This is a genomic window from Streptomyces sp. NPDC096152, assembly GCF_044763235.1.
Taxonomy (GTDB): Bacteria; Actinomycetota; Actinomycetes; order Streptomycetales; family Streptomycetaceae; genus Streptomyces.
The window spans coordinates 55197-81361 of the sequence record NZ_JBIWFW010000001.1 but is presented as its reverse complement, the minus strand read 5'-3'; the positions used below and the strand labels follow the sequence as shown (position 1 = coordinate 81361).

Annotated in this window: 24 protein-coding genes, 1 other RNA gene and 1 pseudogene; 5 read left to right on the top strand and 21 right to left on the bottom strand. The window is 71.5% G+C overall.

Annotation, left to right across the window (positions count from 1 at the left end):
* Nucleotides 1–62: 62 nt before the first annotated feature.
* From ACIQ9G_RS00335 to ACIQ9G_RS00300, 8 genes and pseudogenes are all read right to left on the bottom strand, one after another.
* The gene (locus tag ACIQ9G_RS00335) at nt 63–2459 is read right to left on the bottom strand and encodes a HelD family protein (protein ID WP_403604032.1); all 2397 of its coding nucleotides are present in this window, start codon (nt 2457–2459) and stop codon (nt 63–65) included.
* A gap of 149 nt (nt 2460–2608) precedes the next feature.
* Entirely contained in the window at nt 2609–3421 is an 813-nt protein-coding gene (locus tag ACIQ9G_RS00330) for an anti-sigma factor family protein (protein ID WP_403604029.1), read from the bottom strand.
* Nucleotides 3421–4002 (bottom strand): sigma-70 family RNA polymerase sigma factor, encoded by a 582-nt coding sequence (locus tag ACIQ9G_RS00325; protein WP_356189700.1) that lies wholly within the window; start codon nt 4000–4002, stop codon nt 3421–3423. The genes ACIQ9G_RS00330 and ACIQ9G_RS00325 overlap by 1 nt, the downstream gene beginning before the upstream one ends.
* 279 nt (nt 4003–4281) lie before the next feature.
* Nucleotides 4282–4797 (bottom strand): CGNR zinc finger domain-containing protein, encoded by a 516-nt coding sequence (locus tag ACIQ9G_RS00320; RefSeq protein ID WP_403606674.1) that lies wholly within the window; start codon nt 4795–4797, stop codon nt 4282–4284.
* Nucleotides 4798–4881: 84 nt separating this feature from the next.
* Nucleotides 4882–5223 (bottom strand): annotated as a pseudogene (locus ACIQ9G_RS00315) (ABATE domain-containing protein); the annotation flags it as partial.
* A gap of 222 nt (nt 5224–5445) precedes the next feature.
* Nucleotides 5446–6621 (bottom strand): uroporphyrinogen-III synthase, encoded by a 1176-nt coding sequence (locus tag ACIQ9G_RS00310; RefSeq protein ID WP_403604027.1) that lies wholly within the window; start codon nt 6619–6621, stop codon nt 5446–5448.
* A gap of 153 nt (nt 6622–6774) precedes the next feature.
* Nucleotides 6775–8127: a nitrate/nitrite transporter gene (locus tag ACIQ9G_RS00305; RefSeq protein WP_403604024.1), complete on the bottom strand. Its 1353-nt coding sequence runs from the start codon at nt 8125–8127 to the stop codon at nt 6775–6777.
* Between the two features lie 122 nt (nt 8128–8249).
* Complete coding sequence (locus ACIQ9G_RS00300; RefSeq protein ID WP_403604021.1) at nt 8250–8747, bottom strand: ATP-binding protein; 498 nt, start codon at nt 8745–8747, stop codon at nt 8250–8252.
* 261 nt (nt 8748–9008) lie between these two features.
* Here ACIQ9G_RS00300 and ACIQ9G_RS00295 point away from each other — a divergent pair, with 261 nt between their 5' ends.
* The 3 genes from ACIQ9G_RS00295 (at nt 9009) to ACIQ9G_RS00285 (ending at nt 10710) form a co-directional block, all read left to right on the top strand.
* Nucleotides 9009–9863, top strand: a complete 855-nt coding sequence (locus ACIQ9G_RS00295; protein WP_356189687.1) for a helix-turn-helix transcriptional regulator — start codon at nt 9009–9011, stop codon at nt 9861–9863.
* 12 nt (nt 9864–9875) lie between these two features.
* Nucleotides 9876–10058: a DUF397 domain-containing protein gene (locus ACIQ9G_RS00290; protein WP_403604017.1), complete on the top strand. Its 183-nt coding sequence runs from the start codon at nt 9876–9878 to the stop codon at nt 10056–10058.
* A 193-nt stretch (nt 10059–10251) separates the two neighbouring features.
* Nucleotides 10252–10710 carry a GNAT family N-acetyltransferase gene (locus ACIQ9G_RS00285; RefSeq protein ID WP_356189683.1) on the top strand — a complete coding sequence of 153 codons (459 nt, stop codon included), beginning with the start codon at nt 10252–10254 and terminating at the stop codon, nt 10708–10710.
* 201 nt (nt 10711–10911) lie between these two features.
* Here the strand turns inward: ACIQ9G_RS00285 and ACIQ9G_RS00280 are convergent, their stop codons facing one another.
* The 8 genes from ACIQ9G_RS00280 to ACIQ9G_RS00245 all read right to left on the bottom strand — a co-directional run bounded on the left by ACIQ9G_RS00280 (nt 10912) and on the right by ACIQ9G_RS00245 (nt 19733).
* Entirely contained in the window at nt 10912–11379 is a 468-nt protein-coding gene (locus tag ACIQ9G_RS00280; protein ID WP_403604014.1) for a hypothetical protein, read from the bottom strand.
* Nucleotides 11379–11924, bottom strand: a complete 546-nt coding sequence (locus tag ACIQ9G_RS00275) for an ArsR family transcriptional regulator (protein ID WP_403604011.1) — start codon at nt 11922–11924, stop codon at nt 11379–11381. Before ACIQ9G_RS00275 ends, ACIQ9G_RS00280 begins: the two co-directional genes overlap by 1 nt.
* A 115-nt stretch (nt 11925–12039) precedes the next feature.
* Nucleotides 12040–13071, bottom strand: a complete 1032-nt coding sequence (locus ACIQ9G_RS00270) for a hypothetical protein (RefSeq protein ID WP_403604009.1) — start codon at nt 13069–13071, stop codon at nt 12040–12042.
* Nucleotides 13059–13715 carry a hypothetical protein gene (locus ACIQ9G_RS00265; RefSeq protein WP_403604006.1) on the bottom strand — a complete coding sequence of 219 codons (657 nt, stop codon included), beginning with the start codon at nt 13713–13715 and terminating at the stop codon, nt 13059–13061. Before ACIQ9G_RS00265 ends, ACIQ9G_RS00270 begins: the two co-directional genes overlap by 13 nt.
* A gap of 89 nt (nt 13716–13804) precedes the next feature.
* Complete coding sequence (locus ACIQ9G_RS00260; RefSeq protein WP_403604003.1) at nt 13805–15169, bottom strand: acyltransferase; 1365 nt, start codon at nt 15167–15169, stop codon at nt 13805–13807.
* The gene (locus tag ACIQ9G_RS00255; protein ID WP_403604000.1) at nt 15166–17496 is read right to left on the bottom strand and encodes a glycosyltransferase; all 2331 of its coding nucleotides are present in this window, start codon (nt 17494–17496) and stop codon (nt 15166–15168) included. The genes ACIQ9G_RS00260 and ACIQ9G_RS00255 overlap by 4 nt, the downstream gene beginning before the upstream one ends.
* Nucleotides 17496–18608, bottom strand: a complete 1113-nt coding sequence (locus ACIQ9G_RS00250; protein ID WP_403603997.1) for a translation initiation factor IF-2 — start codon at nt 18606–18608, stop codon at nt 17496–17498. The genes ACIQ9G_RS00255 and ACIQ9G_RS00250 overlap by 1 nt, the downstream gene beginning before the upstream one ends.
* 159 nt (nt 18609–18767) lie before the next feature.
* On the bottom strand, nt 18768–19733 hold the full coding sequence (locus ACIQ9G_RS00245; protein WP_403603993.1) for a LysR family transcriptional regulator: 966 nt from the start codon (nt 19731–19733) through the stop codon (nt 18768–18770).
* 590 nt (nt 19734–20323) lie between these two features.
* Between ACIQ9G_RS00245 and ACIQ9G_RS00240 the strand changes: the two genes are divergently transcribed.
* On the top strand, nt 20324–21613 hold the full coding sequence (locus tag ACIQ9G_RS00240) for an MFS transporter (protein ID WP_403603990.1): 1290 nt from the start codon (nt 20324–20326) through the stop codon (nt 21611–21613).
* Between the two features lie 106 nt (nt 21614–21719).
* Here the strand turns inward: ACIQ9G_RS00240 and ssrA are convergent.
* From ssrA to ftsE, 5 genes are all read right to left on the bottom strand, one after another.
* Nucleotides 21720–22088, bottom strand: a transfer-messenger RNA (tmRNA) gene (gene ssrA / locus ACIQ9G_RS00235).
* 162 nt (nt 22089–22250) lie between these two features.
* Nucleotides 22251–22730: an SsrA-binding protein SmpB gene (smpB, locus tag ACIQ9G_RS00230; protein WP_403603987.1), complete on the bottom strand. Its 480-nt coding sequence runs from the start codon at nt 22728–22730 to the stop codon at nt 22251–22253.
* Nucleotides 22731–22801: 71 nt separating this feature from the next.
* Nucleotides 22802–23971 (bottom strand): S41 family peptidase, encoded by a 1170-nt coding sequence (locus ACIQ9G_RS00225; protein ID WP_403603984.1) that lies wholly within the window; start codon nt 23969–23971, stop codon nt 22802–22804.
* A 67-nt stretch (nt 23972–24038) separates the two neighbouring features.
* Nucleotides 24039–24956, bottom strand: a complete 918-nt coding sequence (gene ftsX / locus ACIQ9G_RS00220) for a permease-like cell division protein FtsX (protein ID WP_403603981.1) — start codon at nt 24954–24956, stop codon at nt 24039–24041.
* Nucleotides 24957–24989: 33 nt separating this feature from the next.
* Complete coding sequence (ftsE, locus tag ACIQ9G_RS00215) at nt 24990–25679, bottom strand: cell division ATP-binding protein FtsE (protein WP_067235911.1); 690 nt, start codon at nt 25677–25679, stop codon at nt 24990–24992.
* Between the two features lie 238 nt (nt 25680–25917).
* Between ftsE and ACIQ9G_RS00210 the strand changes: the two genes are divergently transcribed.
* Nucleotides 25918–26109: a hypothetical protein gene (locus ACIQ9G_RS00210; protein WP_356189733.1), complete on the top strand. Its 192-nt coding sequence runs from the start codon at nt 25918–25920 to the stop codon at nt 26107–26109.
* The last annotated feature ends 56 nt before the right edge of the window (nt 26110–26165 follow it).

Below are 26165 nucleotides of genomic sequence, written 5' to 3'. Positions count from 1 at the left end.
AATTCCCGTGGCGGGAGTTCCTCTTCCCGTCCCCCGGTCGGCCCCACGGCGCCGGCCGCCCGTCAGTCCCGGAGCAGGTCCGGCACCCCGGCCGGGTCCGGCTTGTCCCGCTCGCCCGAGACGACGGTGAGCTGCCTGGTGGCCCGGGTCAGAGCGACGTAGAGCACCCGCAGGCCGGCCGGCGACTCGTCCGCGATCTCCGCGGGCGAGACGACGAGCGTCGCGTCGTACTCCAGGCCCTTCGCCTCCAGGCTGCCGAGCGCCACCACCCGGTCGCCGAGCCCGGCCAGCCAGCGCCGGGCCTCCTCGCGCCGGTTCATGGCGACGACCACGCCGACCGTGCCGTCGACCTGGTCCAGCAGCCGCTCCGCCTCCGCCCGCACGGTCCGCTCCAGCGTGTCCCGTGTGCCTGACGGCATTACTTCGTTGACGACGGTGAAGCGCGGCTCCACGCCGGTGGAGCGCACCGCCGAGGGTGCCTTCGCGCCGGGCATGGCGAGCGCGAGCACCTTCGCGGCCAGCTCGGCGATCTCGGCGGGGTTGCGGTAGTTCACCGTCAGCTCGAAGCGGCGGCCGCGGGACAGTCGGCCCGAGCCGCCTCCCCCGGCGGGGTGCCGGGAGCCGGGCAGGCGGGTGCCGAGGGCCTCGTCACGGGCCTCGGCGGCCTCGTCGGGGTCGGACCAGGAGGACTGGGCCGGGTCGCCGACGACCGTCCAGGTGGCGTGCCGGCCGCGGCGGCCGACCATGCGCCACTGCATCGGCGTGAGGTCCTGCGCCTCGTCGACGATGACGTGCGCGTACTCGGTGCGCTCCTGCGCCAGGCGCTCGGCCCGCTCGCGCTGCGTCTCCTCGCGCACCGGCATCAGCTCCTCCAGGCCGGTGAGCTGGTCCAGCGGGTCCATCTCGCGCCTGCGGCGCGGGCGGGCCGGGGCGCCGAGGATCGCCTGGAGTTCGTCGAGCATCGCGATGTCGTGCACCGAGTGGCCCTCCCGGCGCAGCGAGCGGGCGACCCGGCGCACCTCGCCGGGGTTGAGGACCCGCCGCGCCCAGCGGCCGAGCCGCCGCTCGTCGGCCATGGCCTCCAGCACGGCCCGCGGCGTCAGCTCGGGCCACCAGGCGTCGAGGAAGGCGATGAACTCGTCCTCGCCGGCCACGTCCTCGTCGAAGGAGGAGCGCAGCTCGGCGGCCAGCTCCGGGTCGGTGTGCCGGCCGGCCGCGCCGGAGCGCTCCCACAGCGCGTCGAGCAGCAGCTTGCGGGCGCGCGGGCGGAGCAGGTTCACCGGGGCGGTGCCGCCGAGCACGGCGCGGCGGCACCGGTCCAGCTCCTCCGCCTGGAGCTCCAGCCGGCGGCCGAAGGCGACGACCCGGAGCCGGTCCGGCGCGCCGCTCAGCTCCAGGGCGCCGCGGGCGGCCTTGCGCAGCACCTTCAGCATCCGCGAGGAGCCCTTGGCGCGGGCCGTCGACGGGGAGTCGTAGAGGGTGGCCTCGGCGCCGTCGACGAGCGAGCCGATGGCGCGGATGGCGACCTGGCCCTCCTCGCCGAGGGAGGGCAGCACGCCCTCGGTGTAGGCGACCAGCAGCGGGGTCGGCGAGACGATGAGGATGCCGCCCGCGTACCGGCGCCGGTCCTGGTAGAGGAGGTAGGCCGCCCGGTGCAGGGCGACGGCGGTCTTCCCGGTGCCGGGACCGCCCTCGACATAGGTGACGGAGGAGGCGGGCGCGCGGATCACCATGTCCTGCTCGGCCTGGATCGACGCGACGATGTCCCGCATGGTGTGGGTGCGGGCCTGGCCGAGCGCGGCCATCAGGGCGCCGTCGCCGATCACGGGCAGTTCCTCGCCGTCGAGGAAGGCCGTCAGCTCGGGGCGCATCAGGTCGTCCTCGACACCGAGGACGCGGCGGCCCTTGGAGCGGATGACCCGGCGGCGCACGACCCGGCCCGGGTCGACCGGGGTGGAGCGGTAGAACGGGCCCGCCGCGGGCGCCCGCCAGTCGATGACCAGCGGCGCGTAGTCCTCGTCGAGCACGCCGATGCGGCCGATGTGCAGGGTCTCGGCGATGTCGGCCGTGCGGTCGGGACGGACCGCGCCCTCGGCCGGCTCGACCGCGGTGTAGGCGCCGTCCGGGCCCTTCTTGCCGTCCTTGCCGAGCAGCAGGTCGATACGGCCGAAGAGGAAGTCCTCGAACTCGTTGTTCAGGCGGTTGAGGTGGACGCCCGCCCGGAACACCTGGGCGTCGCGCTCGGCCAGCGCGCCGGGCGTGCCGACCTGGCCGCGCCGGGCCGCGTCGTGCATGAGGAACTCGGCCTCGTGGATCTTCTCCTCGAGGCGCCGGTACACCCGGTCGAGGTGTGCCTGTTCCACGCTGATCTCTCGGTCGCGTACGGAGTCGTGCGCCGCTTCGTGCGCCGCGTCGTGAACCGAGCCGACCGCGGTTTCCTGTTGAGCCTGAGCGGCCACCGGGCCCCCTTCTGACGTGCTGGGCAGCCGTCAACCGTACGCGAAGGGGGCCCCGCGAGGCTACGGACCTGCCCGGTGGATCGTGCCGGGCAGGTGCGACGGATCGTGCCGGGCGGGTCCGGCGGATCGTGCCGGGCGGGACCGGACGTCTAGGCGTCGACCTCGACGAGCCGCTTGCCGTCGAACGTCATGACCTCGAAGTGGTCGATCTGGTTGGGGGCGAAGGCGGCGCCGCCGTGGACGTAGAGGGGGTTCTTGGCCTCCTCCGTCTTGGCGTTCGGAACGCCGTACCCCCAGTTGGGGACGGCCCAGGAGGTGACCGTCTCCCGCTCGCCGTTCTTGCCGACGGCGATCAGCGAGCACTTCTGCGGGCCGGTGACGTTCTTGAGCTGGAGGACCGCGTGGGTGCCCCAGTCCCGCTTCTCCATCGCGACGGTCGCGGTGACGTGGGTCCCCGGGTCCGTGGCGGTGCGCTTGTCGGACATGGTCTGGAACGCGGTCTGCGCGGGCCCCGCCGCCATGTTGTGATCGCCGCCGTCGTCCGAACCGCCGGTCGCCGCGAGCACGGTCAGCGGTCCGCCGACGATCAGCGCGGCCGCGGCCGCCACCAGGTAGAAGCCGCGCCGGCGCTTGTGGGCGCGGCGCTCGGCCACCTCGTCGACGAGCTTCTCCATCAGACGCGGGCTGGGCCTGGCCGACAGGGACTCGCCGACCGCGGGCGTGCCGGAGCCGGGCAGGTCCGCGAGCGCGGCCAGCATCGGTTCCATTCCGGCCAGTTCGTCGAGCTGCTGGGCGCACCACTCGCAGGTGGCGAGATGCGCCTCGAATGCGGTTGCCTCGGCGTCGTCGAGAATGCCGAGGGCGTAGGCGCCGACGGTCTCGTGCTCGTTCGGGGCCGGTGATCCCTGCATGGACCCAGACATACCCGAACCACCCGTTCCGAACCCCCCGTACATGCTCATCACGCCGTCACCCCCCGCTCCTCCAGAGCCAGCTTCATCGACCGCAGGGCGTAGAACACCCGTGAGCGCACAGTGCCGCTGGGTATACCCAGCGTTTCGGCCGCCTCGTTGACGGTACGCCCCTTGAAGTACGTCTCGACGAGCACCTCCCGGTGGGCCGGGGTCAGGTCGTCGAGCGCGTCGGACAGCGTCATCAGCCACAGCGCCTTGTCGATCTCGTCCTCCGCGGGGATGACCTCCAGCGGCGACGGATCGACCTCCTGCGGCCGGGCCTGCCGGCTGCGGTGGCCGTCGATGACGATGCGCCGGGCGACCGTCACCAGCCAGGGGCGTACCGAACCGGTCGCTCGATTGAGCTGGCCGGCGTTCTTCCAGGCACGGATGAGCGTCTCCTGCACCACGTCCTCGGCGCGCTGCCGGTCTCCGGCCACCAGCCGCAGGACGTACGCGAGCAGAGGTCCGGCGTGCTCCCGGTACAGGGCACGCATCAACTCCTCGTCGGGTTCCGAAGGCTGGGACATGCGATGTCGGGCCCTCTGTCCACGTTCATTGGCCACGACGGAATCCTTGCGCACGCCCACCTCCGGTGTCCGGGGGTTCCCCCAGTCGGTCTCGCACCGACGGGTACGGACGCGGAGTGCCTCGTGTTCAAAGCGAGGCGACGAATTTCTGCGGGGTGACGTGACGAGAGGGACATGAATACACATTCCTCCCGCGCGATCTTTACATATCCGGCACATGGGGAACGGAGTCGGAGAGTCTGCGAACATGCCCGTCCGCCGGTGCGGCGAAACCGGGTGTTGCCGAAATCACTTCACAAGTGGACGCACAGAAGCAGCAATTGGGGCGCCGGAGTGCCGTCAGGCGCGGGCGAGGGCCGCGCGGCGGCGGTGCCGGGCGACCCGTTCCCGGTTGCCGCACACCTCACTGGAGCACCAGCGCCTCCTGCGTCCCCGGGACGTGTCCAGGTACACGATCGGGCAGTTGTCGCCCTCGCACTGGCGCAGGCCGGCCCGTGCGACGGGGTCGGTGAGCAGTTCGACGGCGTCCCGCGCGACCGCCGCGAGCAGCGCGGCGCACCCGGGCGGCTCGGCCAACTCCCGCACCAGCACCCCGTCCTGGGACCGCACCAGACGGGGCACGGGCGGCGCGGCACGGGCGACCTCGTTGACCCGGGCGAGCGCCAGGTCGTAGGGGCGGGCGGGGGTGAACCGGCTGGGGCAGGAGGGGGTGGGGCCGTCGGGGAGGGAAGGCGGGAGGCCGTCGGGGAGGGCAGGCGTGAGCCCGTCGGGGAGGGAAGGCGGGAGGCCATCGGGGAGGGGAGGCGTGAACCCGTCGGCGCGGGCAGGCGTGAGCCCGTCGGCGCGGGCGGGCAGGAGGCCCTCGGCGGGGCTTGACGGAAGGGCGTCGACGTGGGTGCCTCCCTCGGCGTGGGTACGTCCCTCGGCGTGGGCGGGCGGGAGGCCGTCGGGCCGGTCGGGCGGGAGCCCGTCGGCTCGGGCGGGGGCGAGGTCCTCGGCGCGGATGGGGGCGAGGGCGTACGGCCGGGACCCGGGCGGAAGGCAGCCGGTCACCAGGCGGCCCAGGTGACCGCGCAGTTCGCGGAAGGCGACCGGCCAGGAGGCGTCGACGTGCGCCAGCTCGGTGGCCGCCGGGACCAGGCCGGAGCCCGTGATCCAGGCACGCAACGGTGCGACGGAGCCGAGGCGTTCCTCGGGGTGGGTGGTGGAGAGGAGATCCAGGCAGATCCGCCCCGCGTCGAACCGCAGCTCGTACGGGGCCGTCGCCGTGCCCAGTGCCATGTGCCTGTCACCGCCTAGGGTCACCCCGGTCAGCAGAGGTGGGCGGGGTGCTCGTCAGGGCTGGGAAAGCGTTCCCTTCCACAGTGCCCGTCCGCCCCCGCCACCGGAACCCCTCGTACCGCCGGGCCCCGACACTCGGCCACCCGCGCTGGGCGTCCGCGCCCTTCTCCTCGGTCGCCGCCCCTGGGCATCCGCGTACCTCTCTCTCGTCGGCCGCCGGCCCTAGGCGTCCGCGTACTTCTCGTCGGCCGCCGGGTCCAGGGCCAGCCGGTACCCGCGCTTGACCACCGTCTGGATCAGCTTGGGCGCGCCCAGCGCCGTACGCAGCCGGGCCATCGCCGTCTCCACCGCGTGCTCGTCCCGCCCGGCCCCCGGCAGCGCCCGCAGCAGTTCGGCGCGGGCGACCACCCATCCCGGGCGCCGGGACAGCACCCGCAGCAGCGACATCCCGGCCGGCGGCACGGGCCTGAGGTCCCCGTCCACCAGCACCGCGTGCCCCCGGATCTCCACCCGGTGCCCGGCGATCGGCAAGGACCGCGCCCGGCCGGGCAGTTCCTGGCACAGCAGCTGCACCAGCGGCCCGAGCCGGAACCGCTCCGGTTGCACGGTGTCGATGCCGCGGGCCTGCAACGGCAGCGCGGTGACCGGCCCGACGCACGCGGGCAGCACGTCGTGCCCGAGCGCGGTCAGCAGCTCCGGCAGCAGCCCCCGCTCCTCGGCCCGGGACAGCAGCGAGGCGGCGGCGGGCGCGCTGGTGAAGGTGAGCGCGTCCAGGCCGCGGGAGACGGCGGCGTCGAGCAGCCGGTCGAGCGGGCTGAGGTCCTCCGGCGGCATCCACCGGTACACGGGGACGGGAACGACCTCCGCGCCTCCCTCCCGCAGCGCCTCCACGAACCCGGGCAGCGGCTCGCCGTGCAGCTGTACGGCGACCCGGCGCCCCTCGACGCCCTCCTCGAGGAGCCGGTCGAGCACCTCGGCCATGGACTCCGACGACGGCGACCACTTCTCGGTCAGCCCGGCGGCCCGGATGGCGCCCTTGACCTTGGGCCCGCGCGCCAGCACCTCGACCTCGCGCAGCCGGGCGAGCAGCGCCTCGCCGAGACCCCACCCGTCGGCCGCCTCCACCCATCCGCGGAAGCCGATCGCGGTGGTGGCGACCACGACGTCGGGCGCCAGGCCGATGATCTCCTTGGTGGCGGCGAGGAGTTCGCCGTCGTCGGCGAGCGGCACGATGCGCAGGGCGGGCGCGTGCACGACGGTGGCCCCGCGCCGCTGGAGCAGCGCGCCGAGCTCGTCGGCGCGGCGCGCGGCCGTCACGCCCACGGTGAACCCGGCGAGGGGCCCGTGTTCCGTCCGCTGTCCCGTCCGCTGTCCCGGTCGCTGCTGTTCGTCGTACATGGCTCTCGTCCCGCACTCGAGTCGTCGTCCCTGCGAGGGGACCGCACAAGGGCGTGTCCCCGCGTGCGTCCCTGGGGGCCGCCCCTGTATGCCGAACGAGCCTGTCAACGGCGCGTGACAGGCTCGGTTCGACTTGATGTCACCAGTGTTACGTCACACCTCGGCATAGCTGAGCTGCGGTTCCGCCTCCGTCGCGGCGGCTTTGGCCGGAATCTGGCGGGCCGGGCGGCGAAGGTATACGGCCCAGGTGACCGCGAAGGCGGCGCCGTAGCAGGCGAGGAAGGCGACGAAGGCGCCGGTGCCGGAGCCGTAGGAGAGGAAGGACTGGCGGAAGGCGAGGTTGATGCCGACGCCGCCGAGCGCGCCCACGGCACCGATCAGCCCCATGGAGGCGCCGGACAGCCGCCGCCCGTACGCCGCGGCCTCCTCCCCCTCCAGCCCCTTGGCGAGGGCCTTGGCCTGGAAGATGCCGGGGATCATCTTGTACGTCGATCCGTTGCCGAGCCCGCTGAGCACGAACAGCACGACGAAGACGGCCACGAACAGCGGCAGCGACTTCTCCATGCTGGCGACGACCAGGACGGCGGTCGCGGCGGCCATGGCGACGAAGTTCCACAGGGTGATCCGCGCTCCGCCGTAGCGGTCGGCGAGCCGGCCGCCCACGGGCCGGATGAGGGAGCCGAGGAGCGGCCCGACGAAGGTGAGGTAGGCGGCCTGGAGCGGGGTCCTGCCGAACTGGTTGGTGAGCACCTGGCCGAAGGCGAAGCTGTAGCCGATGAAGGACCCGAACGTGCCGATGTAGAGGAACGACATGATCCAGGTGTGGGCGTCCTTGGCGGCGTCCACGGCGGCGCCGGTGTCGTTCTTCACGGAGGCGATGTTGTCCATGAAGAGGGCGGCGAGGACGGCGGCGACGACGATCAGCGGGATGTAGATCCCGAGCAGGACGCGCGGGCCGCCGCTCGCGCCGATGATCGCGAGCGTGACGAGCTGGATCACCGGAACCCCGATGTTGCCGCCGCCCGCGTTGAGCCCGAGGGCCCACCCCTTCTTCCGGAGCGGGAAGAAGGCGTTGATGTTCGTCATGGAGGAGGCGAAGTTGCCCCCGCCGATGCCGGCCAGCAGCCCGACCCACAGGAAGGTGGAGAAGGAGGTCCCCGGCTCCATCACGGTGAACGCGGCGACGGTCGGCACGAGCAGCAGACTGGCGGAGATGATCGTCCAGTTCCGCCCGCCGAAGACGGCGACGGCGAAGGTGTAGGGCACGCGGACGACCGCGCCGACGAGGGTGACCATCGAGGTCAGCAGGAACTTGTCGGCGGGGGTGAGCCCGTACTCCGGCCCCATGAACAGCACGAGCACGGACCACAGCGTCCACACCGAGAACCCGATGTGCTCGGAGAGGACGGAGAAGAGGAGGTTCCGCCGGGCGACCTTCTCCCCCGTCTCCGCCCAGAAGACCTCGTCCTCCGGATCCCAGTGCTCGATCCAACGCCTGGCTGTCATGACGCCTCCACGGTGCTCCGGTGCTCGGGTGCTCGGCTGGTTCTGCGAGTGGCTGAGTCCCGAAGGTAGGGAGGACGCGTTTCCGCGCTGTGGCCGTGGGTGACCGGAAGGGAACGTTGCTCTCACCCGGCGGGGTGGGGGGATGAGAGGTGGGTGGACCCCCTTCGTGCGGGGTGCCCGCCGCCCACCTCGAACCACAGCAGCTTCCCGGCTCCCCGCCCGAGCAGATCGCCGCCGAGTGTCCACCCGCCCCAGGAGTCCGCGTACTGCTGTACGAGGAACAGCCCCCGCCCGCCCTCGGCACCGGCCGGGGCCGGCGGGACGCGGTCGCGGGGAGGCCCGTCGAACGGGGCGGGAATGTGCGGATGACTGTCCCAGACCCCGACGCGCAGCCGCCCGCCGCTCAGGGCCGTCAGCCGGAGGGAGGCGGGCCCGTGGGTGTGCCGGTAGGCGTTGGTGACCAGCTCGGAGGTCAACAGCTCGACGGCATCGAGGACTTCTTCTCTTCCATGGCTGTTCAGGGCTGCCCGTACGGTCATCCGTGCGACGCGTGCGGCGCGGGGGTCATGCGGCAGGCGGAGGGCGTACACCCAGGTGTCGGGCAGGGCTACGGTGACCATGAAGACCTCCGGAGAAGAAGGGGGGCGTGCATGCGCTGCACGCGCCGCGTGGGCTGCGTGGGCCGCATGCGCCAACGTCCGCGCCGGGCGGTGGCAGTGCCTGGGGTGGTGCGCTTCCGGCTTATGGGCGGGGGGAGTTGGGCGGTACGTGAGAACCGTAGGACAGATGGTTAGATACCTCTAACCAAACGAACCAGAAGCATCTAACCTTCACTCGTGTGAGGGAGAAGGTCGGCCTGTCGCAGCCGGAAAGGGAACACCGTGCCGCCCACCAGCAACCCCACGCTGCGGCAACGCAGATTCGGCGCCGAGCTGCGCAAACTCCGCGAGCGGGCCGGCCTCACCGCGACTGCCGCCGGCGAACTGCTCGGCGTCAACCAGGCGCGCGTGAGCATGATCGAGACAGGGCGCACACCCATCAGCGCGGAGAAGCTGCGCGCCATGGCGCACGCCTACGACTGCTCCGACGAGCAGCTCGTCGAGGCTCTTGCCGCGATGACCGGCCGGCGTACGCGCCACTGGTGGGAGGAGTACCGCGACCACGTCCCCGCCGCGCTGGTCGACCTCGCCGAGCTGGAGCACCACGCGACAGCACTGCGTGTGGCGCTGATCATCAACATCCCGGCGCTACTGCAGACCGCGGATCACGCCCGCGCCCTCTTCCAGGGCGTGGTACCACCCATGCGGCAGTACGAGGTCGAACACCGCCTGACCCACCGCATGAAACGGCAGGGCATCCTGCACCGGGACGGCCCGCCGTCCTACACCGCGATCATTCACGAGGCCGCACTCCGCATGGGGTTCGGCGGCTCCGTCATCACCCGCGGCCAGCTCAAGCACCTCAACGACATGGGCGAACTGCCGCACGTCACAGTCAGGGTGATCCCCTTCGGCACGGACAGCTTCCCCACCACGGGCCAGTCCTTCGACTACGTCGAGGGAGCAGTCCCCCAACTGGACACCGTCCAACTGGATTCGGCACACGGCGCCTGCGAGTTCCTCGACGCGGAGGCACAGTTGCACAAGTACCGCGCGGTGCTGGACCGCATGGAGTCCTGCGCGCTGCCCCCTGAAGCCTCACGTGACTTCATCCACCACCTCACACAGGACACCTGAGAGGCACCCACCGTGCAAGACATCCACTGGCAGAAGTCCACCTACAGCGGCGACGGCTCGAACTGCGTCGAGATATCCCACGCCCCCAGAACCATCCACGTCCGCGACTCGAAAACCCCCACCGGCCCCCACCTGACCTTCCCACCCACCGCTTGGGCGGGCTTCCTCTCCTACGCAGCGGGACGGGACCGCTGAGCTGCCGCACGCAGGAGAAATCCTCCACTCTCGATACCGTCCTGACGGATGGACCGAGGATCACGCACGTGCTGGCCCCGCCCTGCCTCCCGGGTCTCGTGGCCGAGGGCCGCCGCATCCAGAAGGGCTGAGGGTTCGCGCTGTGGGAAGCTCTGCGACGTCGATCTTGGTCCGACCTGCTGAACACCGAGACGTGCTCGCTCTTGTCCGTCTGCGCCTCGCTAACGCGGAACGGCATGTGCGGCTCGCTCCCGACATCTATCGGGTTCCTGACCTCGAGGCCGTGACGAGGCACTTCGAACAGGTGCTCGCGGACGGCGTGAAAGTGCTGATCTCCGTCGCGGAGATGGCTGGCGCGGTGGTGGGCATGGCAGAGGTCGTCCTGCTCGATGACCCCCCGGACCACCAGATCCTGATACCGCGGCGCAGAGCCGACATCCACACGGTCGTCCTTGACGAGCATCGCGGCCGCGGTGTGGGGTCGGCTCTGGTCGCGGCGGCGGAGCAGACGGCCGCAGACCACGGTGTCTCCATCCTCTACGCCGGCGTCTTCGCTCCGAACAAGGAGGCTGCGGGCTTCTACTCCGCGTCCGGCTTCGGGCCTCGCGGCACTCTGCTGAGCAAGGAAACGACCATCCCTGCTGGCGAATGACGCACAGAGCCAGGAGCTATGAGTTCTGCGGCCGGTCGCGAGTCAGCGGGAAACAGCCACAAGAGCCCGCTGCCCTGTGCGCGGAGGGCACCCTTCGGCCGGACCGGACTACACGCAACGCACGGCCATCCGATCCGGCCGAAAAGCAGCGCCAGGCATTCCATGCCGAGACGAAGCGGAACCTTCAGCTGCGGGGCGGCCTCAGTATCGGGGCATGTTCGGGATCGCCTTCTCCGCGAGTTCGATGAGCGCCTCGACCTTCTTCAGGTCGGCCTCGACCTCGCCCGGTGTCACGGCCGGAGCCTCCGAAGACCGGTATTCGACTTCGTTGCGCCGGGCTCGCATGCGATTGAAGGGACGCAGCAGGGATCCGAGCGGCGGGTCGAGTTGTGCTCGCACGGCCTCGTAGATGACCGCATGACCACCCCGGCTGGTGGCGCGCAGCCCCTGGTTCTGGAGTACCGCGGCCAACGCTCTGCGGGCGGCATCATAAGCGAGTGTGTAGGCACCCTCCGGATCCGTGGCCAACAGCTTGCGGGCGGAGCCGACATGCTTACGGGCCCGGACCAGTTCCGCTTCGGCGGCCTGCTGGGAAGCGGGTACGCGCTCGAGCTCACCACTGCCGATGAGCGCGTCGACTGTCGACCGGCCTTGATTCCAGCGCGTCACTAAGTCTCCAGGTCAAGGTTCAGCCGGACCAGCGGGCGTTCGCGAACGCTGGTGAGGAACGGATCATCCGTGCGAGCCTCCCACGCCTCCACGGAGACCCGGTGGGCGTTGACCTCACGGCGGAGCCGACGAGAAGCATCCTCGGCAAGGTCGAAGAGCGCATCGGGGTCGGGATCTCCCACGACGAGGACATCGACATCAGCGGGCGGTGGCCCCGGTTCACCGCTGTACCGGGCGGCCCAGGAGCCGTAGATGTAGGCCTGCCGCACCCCGTCGAGTTTCGCCAGCGCCTCGGTGAGCAGGGGCATCGGGCCGAAGGAGACCGACATGAGGTCGCTCAACGGACGGTACAGCGGGGTGTCCGTACGAGCCTTGACGAGGCGACTGCGCCCCACCTTCCGATCGGTCAGGATGCCACCACCGGTCAACCGGTCGACCTCGCGCAGGACGGCCGTAGGTGACACTCCGATCTCCGCGGCCAGCTCGGTGATGGTGTACTCGCGCTCCGGGTGCAGCAGCACGAGTGCAAGGAGCTCGCCCTGCATACGGGATCGCAGGACAGGAAGCAGGCTCGGCGATACTTTCATCGGACGCAGGATATCAAGCGTCCAATGAAAGTAACAACCAGCACTTAAATAGTCACTGAGGGTAGAGCTCGGGTCAGCGGTTGACGGACTGGATCTCCTGGACCACGACGTCCTGGCTGGCGCCGAAGGTGCCTTCGGGCAGGTCTCCACCGGGGGTGCCCGTACCGGTCCAGTGGATCTTCCACGTCAGGGTGGCCCTGAGCTGGTACGAGCCGTTGCCCGAGGAGCGCAGGTACTTCACCCCACATGGCGGGGTCTCGTTCGCCTTGCCCTTGGCGTACGGCTCACCGATCCGGCCGCCGTCGATCGGGCAGACACCGGACGCCGGGTAGGTCTCCGCGTCGGAGGTTCCCGGGTCGATCTTCAGGGAGATCGGCTCCGCCGTGGTCGTGGCCGAGATACCCAGCACCGGGACGGACGCGGTGACGGACACCGGCTTGAACTGTGCCCCGTCCAGCCAGGCCCAGGTCGGCAGATTCACCTTCGTAGTACCGGCGGGCGCCAGGGTGACCTTGGTACTGGGAACGCGGATCTCGTTGTAGGCCAGCTCCGCGAGGATTTCGGGCGTGACCGCCTGCGGCGTGTCCGCCGGCGGGGGGTCGCCCTTGTCGACCCAGAAGATCGGCTTGTCACAGTCGAGGGCACCCGGGTCGCCCTCACGGCCTGCCGTGACGTACGAGTCCCACCAATAGCCCTTGCCGGCCTTGTCCTTGTTGAAGTCCTTGTACGGGTGACCGTTCACGTAGCGGTCTCGCTGCTGGGCCTCCCACTCGTACCCGGTCGAGCCCGCCTCCCAGATCGGCTCCAGGTACGCCTTGAGCTCGGCGGGGCTGTACTTGGGCGCGTAGTAGCAGGCGGGCGGGGTCCATGTCGTGGCGGAGGCCACCGGACCGGCCGACTCACCGGAGCCGTTCTTGGAACGGTCGAAGACCACGGCGCCGGCGGTCGCCGAGATCTTCTGACTGTGCTCGCCTCCATGCACCTGGGTCTCGGACCCACTCTTGCCGCTCCCAGGCTTCCAGCCGGCCCAGGCCACGGAGCCAGAGGCCCACACTGCCACTGCGGCGATCGCGACGCACGCCGAGATCCTGGCTACTGCTGGCACTGGGCTGCCCCCCTGGTGGAGATGATCTGAGAGGTCTGCCAGACACCGTCAGCGTTCTTGTCGAGCCGGGTGTTGTAGAAGACGTAATCATCCTTGGAGGGCGACGTCTTGTTGATCTTGTTTGTCTTCTTGTCCTTGCTGTAGCCCTTGGTCTCATCGGCGCAGAAGGTGAGAGCGGCCGACGTCTTGGTCCGCAGCGTCACCTTGCGGTCGTAGTAGCGCGCCTTTCCGGTGATCGTGACCCCGGCCGCCTTGAACTGGCCGACCCAGGACAGCGCAGCTTCGCGCGCCTTGCCGGTGTTGTAGAAGGCGAGAGCCTCACCCTTGGGATCCGTGCCTGTGATGGCCGCGTCAACAGCGCGCATGCGCTCTGCATTGTCCGCCAACACAACGTCCTTCACAGGGTCACCTGTCTTCGTCTCCTCGAAGACCAGGGTCACATCCGAAGGCAACTCGACTTTGGGGCGGCTCGCCGAAGCCGACGCCGTCGTACTCGGCGAGGGCGATGCCGACTTCCCCGTGTCCGCCCCCGCGATCTTGTCGTTGCCCTTTGAGCCGCTGTCGCCTCCGCCGCACCCCGTGAGGAGGATTGCGGCCGTTGTTCCGGCAACGGCTGTGCTGAGCAAGCGGGTTCGGCGGGTCACTGGGGCTCCTGATGGGGCGTCTGTGGTGGGTGAAGCAGCCGTTACCGTATCGAGGTCACCGGCTGCCACACCACACGGCATTGCGTTTGTTACGCCCTCACATCAGAAGTACGCGAACGGAATGCGCGCCTCCGTGATCCGCTCGGCCACAGCCGCGGCCTCCGTCCCGCCGCCACGTCCTCGATCCAGCCGAAGGTGAGGATCGCCAGGGCGATCAGGGGCCACACCAGCAGGAACATGCACAGGGTGTAGGAGGAGTCCAGCGCGGAGGTGGCGGCGTCGCTCTGGAGGAAGGGGAGGTCGTAGGCCAGGTCGATGAGCGGGACCGTGGCCGTGATGAGCAGGTTGTGCCAGAGGTAGATCGTGACCGCACGGTTGTTGGACAGCGTGACCAGCTTGTCCCAGCGGCGCAGGCGGCCCGGGAGTTCCCGCCAGGACGGGGAGTACTGGAGCAGGATCACGACGAAACCGAAGGACCAGAACGCCTGGGCCAGCGGAATGTCGTTCAGGTCCCAGTGGTCCGGGCCCTGGTGGCCCGAGGCCCACCACAGCGCGAAGGCCATCAGGAAGACGGAGAGGGAGACGGCCAGATAGCGCGGGAACTTCGCCAACATGCCCTCGTGGTGCGCGAAACCCAGCACCCAGCAGCCGCCATAGACCGCGAAGTCCGTCACCGCGTTGCCGGTCTCGCCGGGAATGGTCACCACGCCCGTGCCCACGACCGCGGTGAGCGCCAGGGGGGCCAGCAGCGTCGGCCACGGGACGCGGCGGAAGGCCCACAGCAGCAGCGGGGAGGCGACCACGAACCACAGGTAGGCGCGCAGGTACCACAGCGGACCCGCCGCGTCGTCCGCCCAAGTCCTCTCCAGCAGGCCGGAGTCGGAGCCGAGGTGCCAGGGGTACGGCGGGGCGCCGATCGGGACGATGTAGTCCAGCAGGCGCGTCAGGCCCAGGGTGCCGCCGATGTCCGGGTCCTTCGCCGGGTTCCAGCCGGCGGTGAACATCAGCGTCAGCAGTACCGCGCTGAACGCCCACAGCGGCGGCAGCAGTCGGCGGAGCCGGCCCCGGATCACACTCAGCGCCGGGCGCTGGAGCGAGCGCGCCATCAACGAACCCGCCAGCGCGAACATCACGCCCATCGACGGGAAGAGGACCGTCAGCCAGGCCCAGCCGAAGAGGTGGTAGAGCACGACCCGGACCAGGGCGAGGGAGCGGAGCAGGTCCAGGTAGCGGTCCCGGCCGGACGGCTTCCCGCCCGAGGCGACTCCCGAGGCGACTGACGAATCGGCGGCCTTCACGCTCGCCGCGCTCCTCGTGTCTTGCGTGCTCGTCGCGGCCGGCGCCGGCTCGGCCGCCTCCGTCCGCCGGCGCGGGAATCCGTACTCCGGCGTCGGCTCGGCGCTCGCCGTCATCGGCTCCGGCGTCGGCTCCGCGCCCAGGTGTCCCTGTGTCATCGCACCGGCCTCCGTTCCGCTGCGTCGTCCGTCCGCCCCTCCGCCGCCGACGACTGGGGGAGGGAAGCTGCCGGGGCCGAAGACGGCGCCGAGGCCCCGCCCCCGGGCGCCTCCACCACCCCCGTGCGCCGCAGTTTCTGCCAGCGCAGGCGGCCGCCGGTCAGTGCGGTGATCCAGGACTGGAGCAGGACCACGTACATGAGCTGGCGGTAGAGGATCTGCTGCAACGGCAGTGAGATCAGGTGGGTCATGCGTTCGCGGTCCAGGCGGAAGGCGTACGCCGCGCAGACCACCTGGACGGCCAGGACGCCCAGCCAGGCCAGGATCGTCTTCCCGGTCGGGCCGAAGACGACGCCGTAGAGGAGGAACACGTCGATCAGGGGGGCCAGCAGCGGGGCCACCACCATGAACAGGGAGACCAGGGGCAGGCCGACGCGGCCGAAGCGGCCGGAGGGGCCGCGGTCCAGCAGGGCCCCGCGGTGCTTCCAGATCGCCTGCATGGTTCCGTACGACCAGCGGTAGCGCTGGGACCACAGCTGCTGGACCGACTCCGGCGCCTCGGTCCAGGCGCGGGCCTTCTCGGCGTAGACCACCCGCCAGCCGGCCCGGTGCAGCGCCATGGTGATGTCGGTGTCCTCGGCGAGCGTGTCGTGGCTCATGCCGCCGACCTGTTCGAGGGTCGAGCGCCGGAAGGCACCCACCGCGCCGGGGATCGTCGGCATGCAGCGCAGGATGTCGTACATGCGCCGGTCGAGGTTGAAGCCCATCACGTACTCGATGTGCTGCCAGGCGCCGATGAGGGAGTCGCGGTTGCCGACCTTGGCGTTGCCCGCGACCGCGCCGACGCGCGGGTCGCCGAAGGGCTGCACCAGCTCGCGCACGGTGGACGGTTCGAAGACCGTGTCGCCGTCCATCATCACGATCAGATCGTGGCTCGCGTTGGTGATGCCGCGGTTGAGGGCGGCGGGCTTGCCCGCGTTCAGCTGGCGGACGACCCGGACGTCCGGCAGGCCCATGTCCTCAACGATGCGGGCCGTGCCGTCGCTGGAGCCGTCGTCGACGACGAGGATCTCGATCGGGTGCTCGCTCGCGGTCAGTGAACGGACCGTGTTCTCGATGCACTTGGCCTCGTTGTAGGCGGGCACCAGCACCGACACGGGTTCGGTGACCGGATCCCCCCAGCGGAACCCGGGGCGGCGCACGCGCCGGGCGTGCGCCCCGGACAGCAGGAACATCAGCACGAAGCGGGCGATGACCAGGCCGCCGACCACCGCGAGGCAGACCACGAGGGCGCCGGTGATGTCGTCGGAGGCCTGGACGAGGAAGACCCACGCCCGGCCCTTCCACAGGTCGGCCCCGGTGACCGGGGTGTGCGCGCTCGGCGCGTCGAGTGCCTCGGTCAGGTTGTCGAACCGGTAGCCGCGGGCCTGGAGTTCGGGCAGGAACCGGTCCAGCGCCCGCACCGTCTGGTGGCGGTCGCCGCCGGAGTCGTGCATCAGGACGACGGCGCCCTTGCCGCCCTGCGGGGTGGCGCGGCGGATGATCTCGTCGACGCCGGGCTTGCGCCAGTCCTCGCTGTCGGCGTTGTTGACGACGGTGATGTAGCCGCGGGAGCCGATGTACTCGGTCACCGGCCAGGACCTGTCGTCCATGGCGTCGGCGAAGGAGGAGTACGGCGGCCGGAACAGCGAGGTGCGGATGCCGGCCGCGCCAGTGATGGCGAGCTGGTTCTGGGACAGCTCCCAGTCGATGCGCTTCTTCGACTGGTATGACAGGTCGGGGTGGTTGAAGGTGTGCAGCCCCACCTCGTGGCCCTCGGCGACCATGCGCCGGACCAGCTCCGGGTAGCGCGAGGTCATGGTGCCGGTGACGAAGAAGACCGCGTGCGCGTGGTGCTTCTTCAGCACGTCCAGCACCTTCGGCGTCCAGGTCGGGTCGGGGCCGTCGTCGAAGGTGAGCACCAGGCGGTGGTCGGGCACACGCAGGCTGGTCGCGCGGCCGCCCCGGGTGTCGATGACCGGGCCCCCGTCGAGGATCTTCTCGGGGACCTGGTCGGTGGCGCTCTCGGACTGGATGCGGTGGTCGGCCAGGATCTCGCTGTGCACGTATCCGCGCAGCATCAGCATCGCCATCAGCGCGCCGAGGAAGAGGGTGGGCAGCAGCAGGCGCAGGGGCAGGCGGCGCCGGGCGGTCCCGCGCGCCGCGGACGCGGGAGCGGTACGGCCGGGGCGCGAGCCGCGGGTCGTGCCGGGCGCTGTGCGCCGGGCGCGCGAGCCGTCGCGGGCCGGGCCCCCGGTCCTCGGCCGGCGGCGGGTGGGCGGGGCCATCAGACGACCTGCACCGTGAGGGAGGCGCCGGAGCCGGCCGGGGCCGTGTCCCCGGCGGCGGGCGTGGGCGAGCCGGATCCCTCGGTGGCCGGGGGCTCGGAGGCCGTGGTGGCCGGGGGCTCGGAGGCCGTGGTGCCCGGTGCGCTCGGGCCGGGTTCCTGGGCCACCGGCGTGGGCGTGCTGGGGCCGTCGGCCACCGTGCCGGGGCCGCCCGGGCCGGAGCCGCCCGAGACCGGGGACGGGGACGGGCCGGGCGAGGACTCGCCGCCGCCCGCGGACGGGCTGGGGTCGGGCGAGGCGGAGACCGGCGGCGGGGACGGCTCCACGGCGGGGACGGTGGCGCCGGTGCCCGGGGTCTTCGGGGTGCCGGTGACGGACGGCCGGGGCGTGGCGGAGGCGCCCGGCTTGGTCGGTCCGGCGGAGACGCGGGGTGCGCCGGCGGTGGTGCCGGGCGTGGGCCGGACGACGGCGGCGGCCGTCGGGGGGATCCCGGGCAGGGCGCCGCTGCCGTCGGCGCCGGGCGGGCGGGCCGGGTCCGAGGGGGCGGGAGAGGCGTCGACCGTGCTCGCGGGCGGGTCGTCCGCCTGGCCCGGCACCGGCAGCCAGGGCGCGTTGGAGTTGCCCGACACGAGGGTGACGACGATGACGACGGCGTAGACCGCGCAGGTGAGGCCGACCGCCATGCCGATACGGCGGAACCGGCGGCTGCGGCGGCCGGACTCGTCGACGAAGACGGGTCCGTCGGAGCCGCCGTCCCGGCCGTACGCGCCGCGTGGGGCGGACCGGCCCGGCGACCGGCCCGCCCCACGGTCGAGCCGACCAGCCACACGGTCGAGTTGGACGGTCACCTCGGCAGGATCCGGGGCGTCGCCGGTGCTCCGCCCGTCGCCGGGCCCGCCGCCGGTCCCACCGCTGGGGCCGCCGCCGGTCCCGCTGCCGGGCTCGGGGTCCTGCCACGGGTCCTCGACGCGCAGGGCGCCGGTGAGGACGGTCTCCCCAACCGTCCGGACGGCGCCCTCGGCAGTGGGCACCTCACCGGTCGCGGCGGCGGTCGCCGGCCATTCCGGCTGGGTGCCTTCCCGGCCCTTGAGGGCGTTCTTCAGGTGTTTCACGCGCACGTACGTTCCCCCCACGGGAGTGTTCCGGGTGCGCATACGACTCCGAGCCCGCGTCGCCGGACTCGGCCCCCACCGGTCCGAGCGCCCCCCTTGTCACACCGTGCTCGGCAGACACGAACGTAGCGTCCGCGGGACGCGCGGATTTGCGATGTTTCAATGGTGAACGGAATTGACCGATTCGTCGACGTCCGGAATCCATCCCGTTTCGGGTCGTCGCAGCCAACCCTCCGCTTCGGCGATCTCCGCGGCGGCGCGGCGCACCGCGCCGAACGCCGGGTGCGTCAGCCCCTTGCGCCACACCAGGGACACCGGGGACAGCGGCACCGGGTCGACGAGCGGCCGTACGACGGTGCCCGGCAGGGCGGCGAAGCCGACCACCGCGAGTACCGGGTGCCCGGACTTGGCCATGAGCCGCTGGAACTCCTCCTCTCCCACCGCCAGCGGGGCCGGGGGCGCGACCGCGATGCCGCGGGGGTCGAAGAGGCGGTGCGCGAGGTCGGTCCACTCCGGGGTGCGCGGGTTGCCCGCGCCGGCGTACACGGTCTCGCCCGCCAGCGCGGCCAGCGGGACGGCCGCGAGCGGTGCCAGCGGGTGCTCCTCGGGCAGCAGCAGGGCCATCGGCTCGTACCGCACGTGCTGGTGGTCCAGCCGGGTCCGCAGTCCCGGGTCCAGACCGGCGAACCGCCCGAAGGACGCGTCCAGCCGCCCCGCGAGCACCTCGGCGGCGGCGTGGGCCAATCCGCTCTCGAAGCGAGCCATGATCTCGTGCTCGGGGGCGAGTTCGCGGGCCCGGTGCAGCACGCGGCGGCCGGTGTCCAGATTCGGGGAGTTGAGGTCGACGAGCAGGGGCCGGGCCTGCCCGAAGGCGGCCAGCAGCTCGTCCTGGGCCTCCAGGGCGCGCCGTGCGTACGGCAGCAGCCGCTCGCCGTCCGCCGTGAGGGTCACCTGCCGGGTGGTCCGGACGAACAGCTCGGCGCCCAGCTCCCGTTCCAGCCGCCGTACGTCCCTGCTGAGCGCCTGCTGGGCGAGGTAGAGCCGGACCGCGGCCCGGGTGAAGTGCAGCTCCTCGGCGACGGTGACGAAGGCGCGCAGCAGGCGCGGGTCCAGGTGGGCGGGCATGGGCCGAACCTACAACGGCGCTGTGCGCACCCTTCCGGGGGCTCGGGGCTCGGGGCTCGGGGCTCGGGGCTCGGGGCTCGGAGGCTTGCGGCCCGGCAACTCGCGGCTCGGGACTCGGGGTCGCGGGACTCGGGGTCGCGGGACTCGGGGTCGCGGGACTCGGGGTCGCGGGACTCGGGGTCGCGGGACTCGGGGTCGCGGGACGCGGGGTCGCGGGACTCGGGGTCGCGGGACTCGGGGTCGCGGGACTCGGGGTCGCGGGACTCGGGGTCGCGGGGTCGCGGGACTCGGCGGCCCGGGGCTGGGAGGCACCGAGGCACGGGGCTCGGAGGCACGGGGCTCCGAAGCTCGGCAGCTTGGGGCGCGGCGGCCCGGGGGCTCGGGGCTCGGCGTTCGACGCTCGGCGTTCGACGCTCGGCGACACGGAGGCTCCACGGCTCGGCGACACGGAGGCTCGGCAGCTCGGGGGCGCGGCGGCTCAGGGGCGCGGCTCGGAGCGCGGCAGCTCGGCGGCTTTCACAACACAGCTGCGTGAATGGGTGCCGCGAAGGTGTTGGACGCCCGTTCCGGCGGCCGGGACGGTGGACTCCATGCCGCAGCCGCCCACGCGTGACCACGCGACCGCCCGGTCTCTCCTGTTCACCGTCACCGCCGACACCCTCGTCGCCGTCGACTTCGCCCCGCGCACCCGGCACCGTCCGCCGGGCCCGTACCGCCGCCTGTTCACCGTGCCCGGGGCCCGGGCCTTCACCGCGGGGAACCTGGTCGCCCGGCTGCCCATGGGCATGTTCAGCGTGAGCGCGGTGGTGATGATCGCCGCCTCCCGCGGCTCGTACGCGCTCGCCGGCGCGGTCACCGCCACCGGCCTCGCGGCCACCGCGCTGACCGCCCCCTGGATCGCCCGGCTGGTGGACCGGTACGGCCAGGCGCGGATCGCGGTGCCCGCCACGGTGTGCGCCGCGCTCGGCAGCCTGGCGCTGCTGCTGTGCGTGCACTACGACGCCCCCGACTGGACCCTGTTCGCCGCGTACGCCGCGACCGCGACCACGCCCAACACCGGCGGCATGTCCCGGGCCCGCTGGGCGCACCTGCTGGCGGGCGACGCGCGGGCGCTGCACACCGCGAACTCCTTCGAACAGGCGGCGGACGAGCTGTGCTTCATGCTGGGCCCGGCCCTCGCCGCCTATCTGTGCGGGACGTTCTTCCCGGAGGCGGGCACGCTGGCCGGCGCGGTGCTGCTGCTGACCGGGGTGGTGCTGTTCGCCGCCCAGCGTTCGACCGAGCCGCCGCCCCGGCCGCGTACACCCGCCAAGGCGCCGCTGCGCGCACCGGGGATGCCGGGCCGGCTGGCGGTGTGCCTGGCCATGGGTGCGGTCTTCGGCGCGATGGAGGTCGTCACCGTGGCGTTCGCCGACGACCGGGGCCACCGGTCGGCGGCGGGGGTCGCCCTGGGGCTCCAGGCGGCCGGTTCCTGCGTGGCGGGGCTGGTGTACGGGGCGCTGCGGCCCTCGGGCCCGGCCGCACGGCGGCTGCCGTGGTGCGTCGCGGCGATGACGGCGCTCATGACGCTGCCGCTGCTGGCCGCCGCGCTGACCGGCTCCCTGCCGCTGGTGGCGCTGGCGCTGCTGGTGGCGGGCACGGCGACGGCTCCGACGATGGTCACCAACCTGACCCTGGTCCAGCAGCACACCCCTGAGGGCCGCCTCAACGAGGGCATGACCCTGGCGGTGACCGGCCTGCTCGGCGGCATCGCCTGCGGCAGCGCGGCCGGCGGCTGGGTGGTGGAGCACCTCTCACCGACGGCCGGTTACGGCGTACCGGTGACGGCCGCGGCGGCCGCGCTGCTGATCTCCCTGGCACAGCCGGCCGACGACGCCTGATCCGGGGCCCGCCCCAGCTGGTACGCGGCGCACCGCACACGACGAAGACCGCGCACGACAAAGGCCCCGCCGCTCGGAAGCGGCGGGGCCCGTGCCCACATGGGATGAGTGGAGATGGCGGGAATCGAACCCGCGTCCAACGGTGCGGAATCAGGGCTTCTCCGTGTGCAGTCCGCTTCGCTTTTCTCGGCCCCGGAGATCACGCGGACAAGTCTCCGACGGGCTCAGTCACTGTTTGATTTCCCTCTTCACCCCGTGACCGGGATCAAGGTTTAGTCCCCTAGCTGATGCCAGGATCCGGGTCGGGAACAGCCCCGGGCTGACACTTCGCAAGTCGCTACTTAGGCAGCGAGGGCGAAGGAATCGCGCTTGGTGTTGGCGATTATTTTTTTCGGCCTGTGGTTTACGAGATCATGGCCGCTTCCTCGACACGCTTCCCCTGCTTCGACAGCCGCTGTCGAAACCGATCATCCCCATGTTGATTTTTCAAAGCCGGCCTCTCCGGGGAGAGACCCGCACCCTCTGTGAGGTGCGCTGCCATCGTACGTGACCAACACAGGTCGATGCCAGCGTATTCCCGGGCGGCGGCTCGGGGCCCGCGGCCGCTGCCCGCGCAGCTACCCCGCTGCTTGCGCCGCTACGCCCGCTGCTTGCGCCGGACCGCCGCCACGGCGCGGTCCGCCTCGCGGCGGTCCTGCTTCTCGCGGAGCGTCTGCCGCTTGTCGTACTCCTTCTTGCCCCGCGCCAGCGCGATCTCGACCTTGGCCCGGCCGTCCTTGAAGTACAGGGCCAGCGGCACGATCGTGTGCCCCGTCTCCTGGGACTTGGCCTCCAGCTTCTCGATCTCCACCCGGTGCAGCAGCAGCTTCCGCTTGCGGCGGGCGCTGTGGTTGGTCCAGGTGCCCTGGCTGTACTCCGGCACGTGCACGTTGTGCAGCCACGCCTCGTGATCGTCGAGCTGCACGAAGCCGTCGGCCAGCGACGCCCGCCCCTGACGCAGCGACTTCACCTCGGTCCCGGTGAGGACCAGGCCGGCCTCGTAGGTGTCGAGGATGTGGTAGTCGTGCCGCGCCTTCTTGTTCTGCGCGATCAGCTTGCGCCCTTTTTCCTTAGCCATAGTGCGACCCATTTTCGCACTACGCGGGGGGTGTGCGGAAAGCCGATTAACGGATCGCCGCGCGCGGGCGGCTACGAGGGGTCGCCGAGCCCGCCGAGCACCCGCTCCGCGCGCCCCAGCGGGTCCCGGCCCGCGTCCAGGTCCGGGGTGATGCCCCGGCCGTCGACGGCGTGACCGGAGGGGGTGCGGTAGTGACCGACGGTGAGCTCGGCGACGGAGCCGCCGGGCAGCCGGCTCGGCATCTGCACCGAGCCCTTGCCGAAGGTGCGCGAGCCCACGACGACCGCGCGGCCGCGGTCCTGGAGAGCGCCGGTGAGCAGCTCGGCCGCGCTCATGGTGCCGCCGTCGACGAGCGTGACCAGGGGGCGCGCGGTGTCGCCGCCGGGGTCGGCGTGCAGGGCGCGCTGCCGGCCGTCGACGTCGTAGGTGGCGACCAGGCCGCCGTCGAGGAAGGCGGAGGCGGCGGTGACGGCCTCGGTGACCAGCCCGCCGGAGTTGCCGCGCAGGTCGAGGATGATCCCGGCGTCGGCCGGGGCGTCGCGCACGGCGGTGCGGACGGTGCCGCCGACGCCCCGGGTGAAGGCGGCGACCTTGATGACGGTGGCGCCGTCGGGGAGCCGGTGGACGGTGACCGAGTCGGTGGACAGGCGGGCCCGGCGCAGCGTGAGGCTCCACGCGCGCTTGCCGCGCTCCAGGCCGAGGGTGACGGAGGTCCCTGCGGGAGCGTCGTCGGCGTCCCCGCGCAGCAGCGAGACGACTTCGGTGACGGGCCGCCCGTCGACCTTCTCGCCGTCGACGGTGCGCAGCCGGTCGCCGCCGCGGATCCCGGCGACGGCCGCGGGCGAGCCGCCGCTCACCCGGGTCACCTCGATCCGGCCGTCCCGCTCGCGCCGCGCCCACAGGCCGACGCCGGTGTAGCGGCCGTCGAGGGCCTGCTCGAACTCCTTGTACTCCCCCTGGGAGTAGACGGCGTCCCAGCGGTCCCCGCTGCGGCTCACGGCGCGTTCGGCGGCCTCCATCGGCGAGGTGCCGTCGGCCATGGCCCGGGCGGCCGCCCTCGCCACCTCCTGGTGACGGCCGACGGTGACGGGCGAACCGGCCGCTTCGGCCCGCGGCGCCGTGTCGGGGCCAGGGAGGGAACCCGTCGCCGCACCGGCCACGAGCACGCTCGCGAACACCAATGCCAGGGCGGCCCCGCGGCGGAGGCGGCGGGGCGGGCAGAACAGGTCACGGCCTGACATGGCGGTGAGTCTAGACAACGCAAGAGGGCCGTACGGCCGCTTGACCGTACGACCCCCTTGGCATGTGTCACACCTTCAGGTACTTGCGCAGCGCGAAGAACCCGGCCAGCGCGGGCATCAGCACACTCGCGGCGAGGATCAGCGGGAGCTTGGTGAGCACCGCGTCCCAGCCCACGAAGTTGATCAGGTTCAGCTTCGTGGACAGGGCCATGCCGTGGTCGATCGTGAAGTACCGCCCGACGACCAGGAAGACGCACGCCAGGCCACCGCCGATGAGCCCGGCGACCGCGGCCTCCATGATGAACGGCGCCTGGATGTAGAAGCCGGAGGCGCCGACCAGCCGCATGATCCCGGTCTCGCGCCGGCGGCTGAACGCGGAGACGCGCACCGTGTTGACGATCAGCAGCAGCGCGACGACGAGCATCAGCGCCATCACGCCGAGCGCCGCGTTGTTCATCAGGTTCAGCAGCCCGAAGAGGTTGTCCAGGATGCCCTTCTGGTCCTGCACGGACTGCACGCCGTCACGCCCGTTGAAGGCGCTCGCGATGACCTTGTACTGCTCCGGGTTCTTCAGCTTGATCCGGTACGACTCCTGCATCTGGTCCGGCGTGAGGGAGGCCGCCAGCGGGGAGTCGCCGAACTGCTCCTTGTAGTGCTTGTACGCATCGTCCTGCGATTCGTACGTGACCTTCTGCACCACCGACATCTTGTCCAGGTCGGCGAGGATCTGCTTCTTCTGGTCCGTGGTCACCGCGCCCTTGGCGCAGTTGGCGTCGTTCTCGGCGTCGCTCTTGTTGCAGAGGAAGATCGAGACGTTGACCTTGTCGTACCAGTAGCCCTTCATGGTGCTCACCTGGTCGCTCATCAGCAGCGAACCGCCGAACAGGGCCAGGGACAGGGCGACGGAGACGATGACGGCGAACGTCATCGTCAGGTTGCGGCGGAGACCCACACCGATCTCCGACAGGACGAACTGGGCGCGCATGACGTCTGGTCAAGCCTTTCCGACGTGAACTCTTCAGTGCTGGTAGCCGTAGACGCCGCGCGCCTGGTCGCGGACGAGGCGGCCCTTCTCCAGCTCGATGACGCGCTTGCGCATCTGGTCCACGATGTTCTGGTCGTGGGTTGCCATCACCACGGTCGTGCCCGTCCGGTTGATCCGGTCGAGCAGCTTCATGATGCCGACGGAGGTCTGCGGGTCGAGGTTGCCGGTGGGCTCGTCGGCGATCAGCAGCTTGGGCCGGTTGACGAAGGCCCGCGCGATGGCGACGCGCTGCTGCTCACCGCCGGACAGCTCGCCCGGCATCCGGTCCTCCTTGCCGCCGAGCCCGACGAGGTCGAGCACCTGCGGCACGGACTTGCGGATCTCGCCGCGGGACTTGCCGATGACCTCCTGCGCGAAGGCCACGTTCTCGGCGACCGTCTTGTTGGGCAGCAGGCGGAAGTCCTGGAAGACCGTCCCCAACTGGCGTCGCATCTGCGGCACCTTCCAGTTGGAGAGGCGCGCGAGGTCCTTGCCCAGGACGTGCACCTGACCGTGACTGCACCGCTCCTCGCGGAGGACCAGCCGCAGGAAGGTGGACTTTCCGGAGCCGGAGGACCCCACGAGGAACACGAACTCGCCCTTCTCCACCTCGAGGGAGACATCCCTGAGGGCGGGGCGGGTCTGCTTGGGGTAGACCTTGGAGACATTGTCGAATCGGATCACGGATGCACCACGGGTCGCCGGGGGTAGATGAGCGTGACCATACGCGACCCGGGTGGGCGAGCGCAGTCGCCGGTCGCGGTTGCGCGCGGCTTGTGGGTTTTTGTACGGGACTTTGTCGCGGAAGTGGGCCTCCTGGGGAACCCGCGCTGAAATCCACGGAACCTGGCACAGTGGGGTGGGGAACGTTCGTGTGTCCGCGAGCGTTGTGTAGGTGGAGACGTGCAAGGAGGGCGAGCGCATGACGTACGACCGGTTGGTGTGCGCGAACTGCGCGGCGCCCGTGAGCGAGGGCCGGTGCCCGGTGTGCCGCGCGAACCGCGAGCGACTGCAGCAGGAGAACTTCTTCTCGGGGCTGAACCCCATGGCGCTGATCGCGCTGCTCGCGGTGCTGATCGCCGCTGTGGCGCTGCTGGCGCACCAGACGGCCTGAGCGGCCGAAGCGGCTGCCGAAGGACTGACGAAGGGCCCGGAGCGGGAAGCTCCGGG

Excerpts from the sequence above, each read along its gene's own strand:
- ACIQ9G_RS00330 (WP_403604029.1), bottom strand. The coding sequence starts at position 3,421 with ATGAGCATGTACGGGGGGTTCGGAACGGGTGGTTCGGGTATGTCTGGG.
- ACIQ9G_RS00310 (WP_403604027.1), bottom strand. The coding sequence starts at position 6,621 with ATGTACGACGAACAGCAGCGACCGGGACAGCGGACGGGACAGCGGACG.
- ACIQ9G_RS00305 (WP_403604024.1), bottom strand. The coding sequence starts at position 8,127 with ATGACAGCCAGGCGTTGGATCGAGCACTGGGATCCGGAGGACGAGGTC.
- ACIQ9G_RS00300 (WP_403604021.1), bottom strand. The coding sequence starts at position 8,747 with ATGGTCACCGTAGCCCTGCCCGACACCTGGGTGTACGCCCTCCGCCTG.
- ACIQ9G_RS00275 (WP_403604011.1), bottom strand. The coding sequence starts at position 11,924 with ATGCAGGGCGAGCTCCTTGCACTCGTGCTGCTGCACCCGGAGCGCGAG.
- ACIQ9G_RS00260 (WP_403604003.1), bottom strand. The coding sequence starts at position 15,169 with ATGACACAGGGACACCTGGGCGCGGAGCCGACGCCGGAGCCGATGACG.
- ACIQ9G_RS00255 (WP_403604000.1), bottom strand. The coding sequence starts at position 17,496 with ATGGCCCCGCCCACCCGCCGCCGGCCGAGGACCGGGGGCCCGGCCCGC.
- ACIQ9G_RS00245 (WP_403603993.1), bottom strand. The coding sequence starts at position 19,733 with ATGCCCGCCCACCTGGACCCGCGCCTGCTGCGCGCCTTCGTCACCGTC.
- ACIQ9G_RS00240 (WP_403603990.1), top strand. The coding sequence starts at position 20,324 with ATGCCGCAGCCGCCCACGCGTGACCACGCGACCGCCCGGTCTCTCCTG.
- smpB (WP_403603987.1), bottom strand. The coding sequence starts at position 22,730 with ATGGCTAAGGAAAAAGGGCGCAAGCTGATCGCGCAGAACAAGAAGGCG.
- ACIQ9G_RS00225 (WP_403603984.1), bottom strand. The coding sequence starts at position 23,971 with ATGTCAGGCCGTGACCTGTTCTGCCCGCCCCGCCGCCTCCGCCGCGGG.
- ftsX (WP_403603981.1), bottom strand. The coding sequence starts at position 24,956 with ATGCGCGCCCAGTTCGTCCTGTCGGAGATCGGTGTGGGTCTCCGCCGC.
- ACIQ9G_RS00210 (WP_356189733.1), top strand. The coding sequence starts at position 25,918 with ATGACGTACGACCGGTTGGTGTGCGCGAACTGCGCGGCGCCCGTGAGC.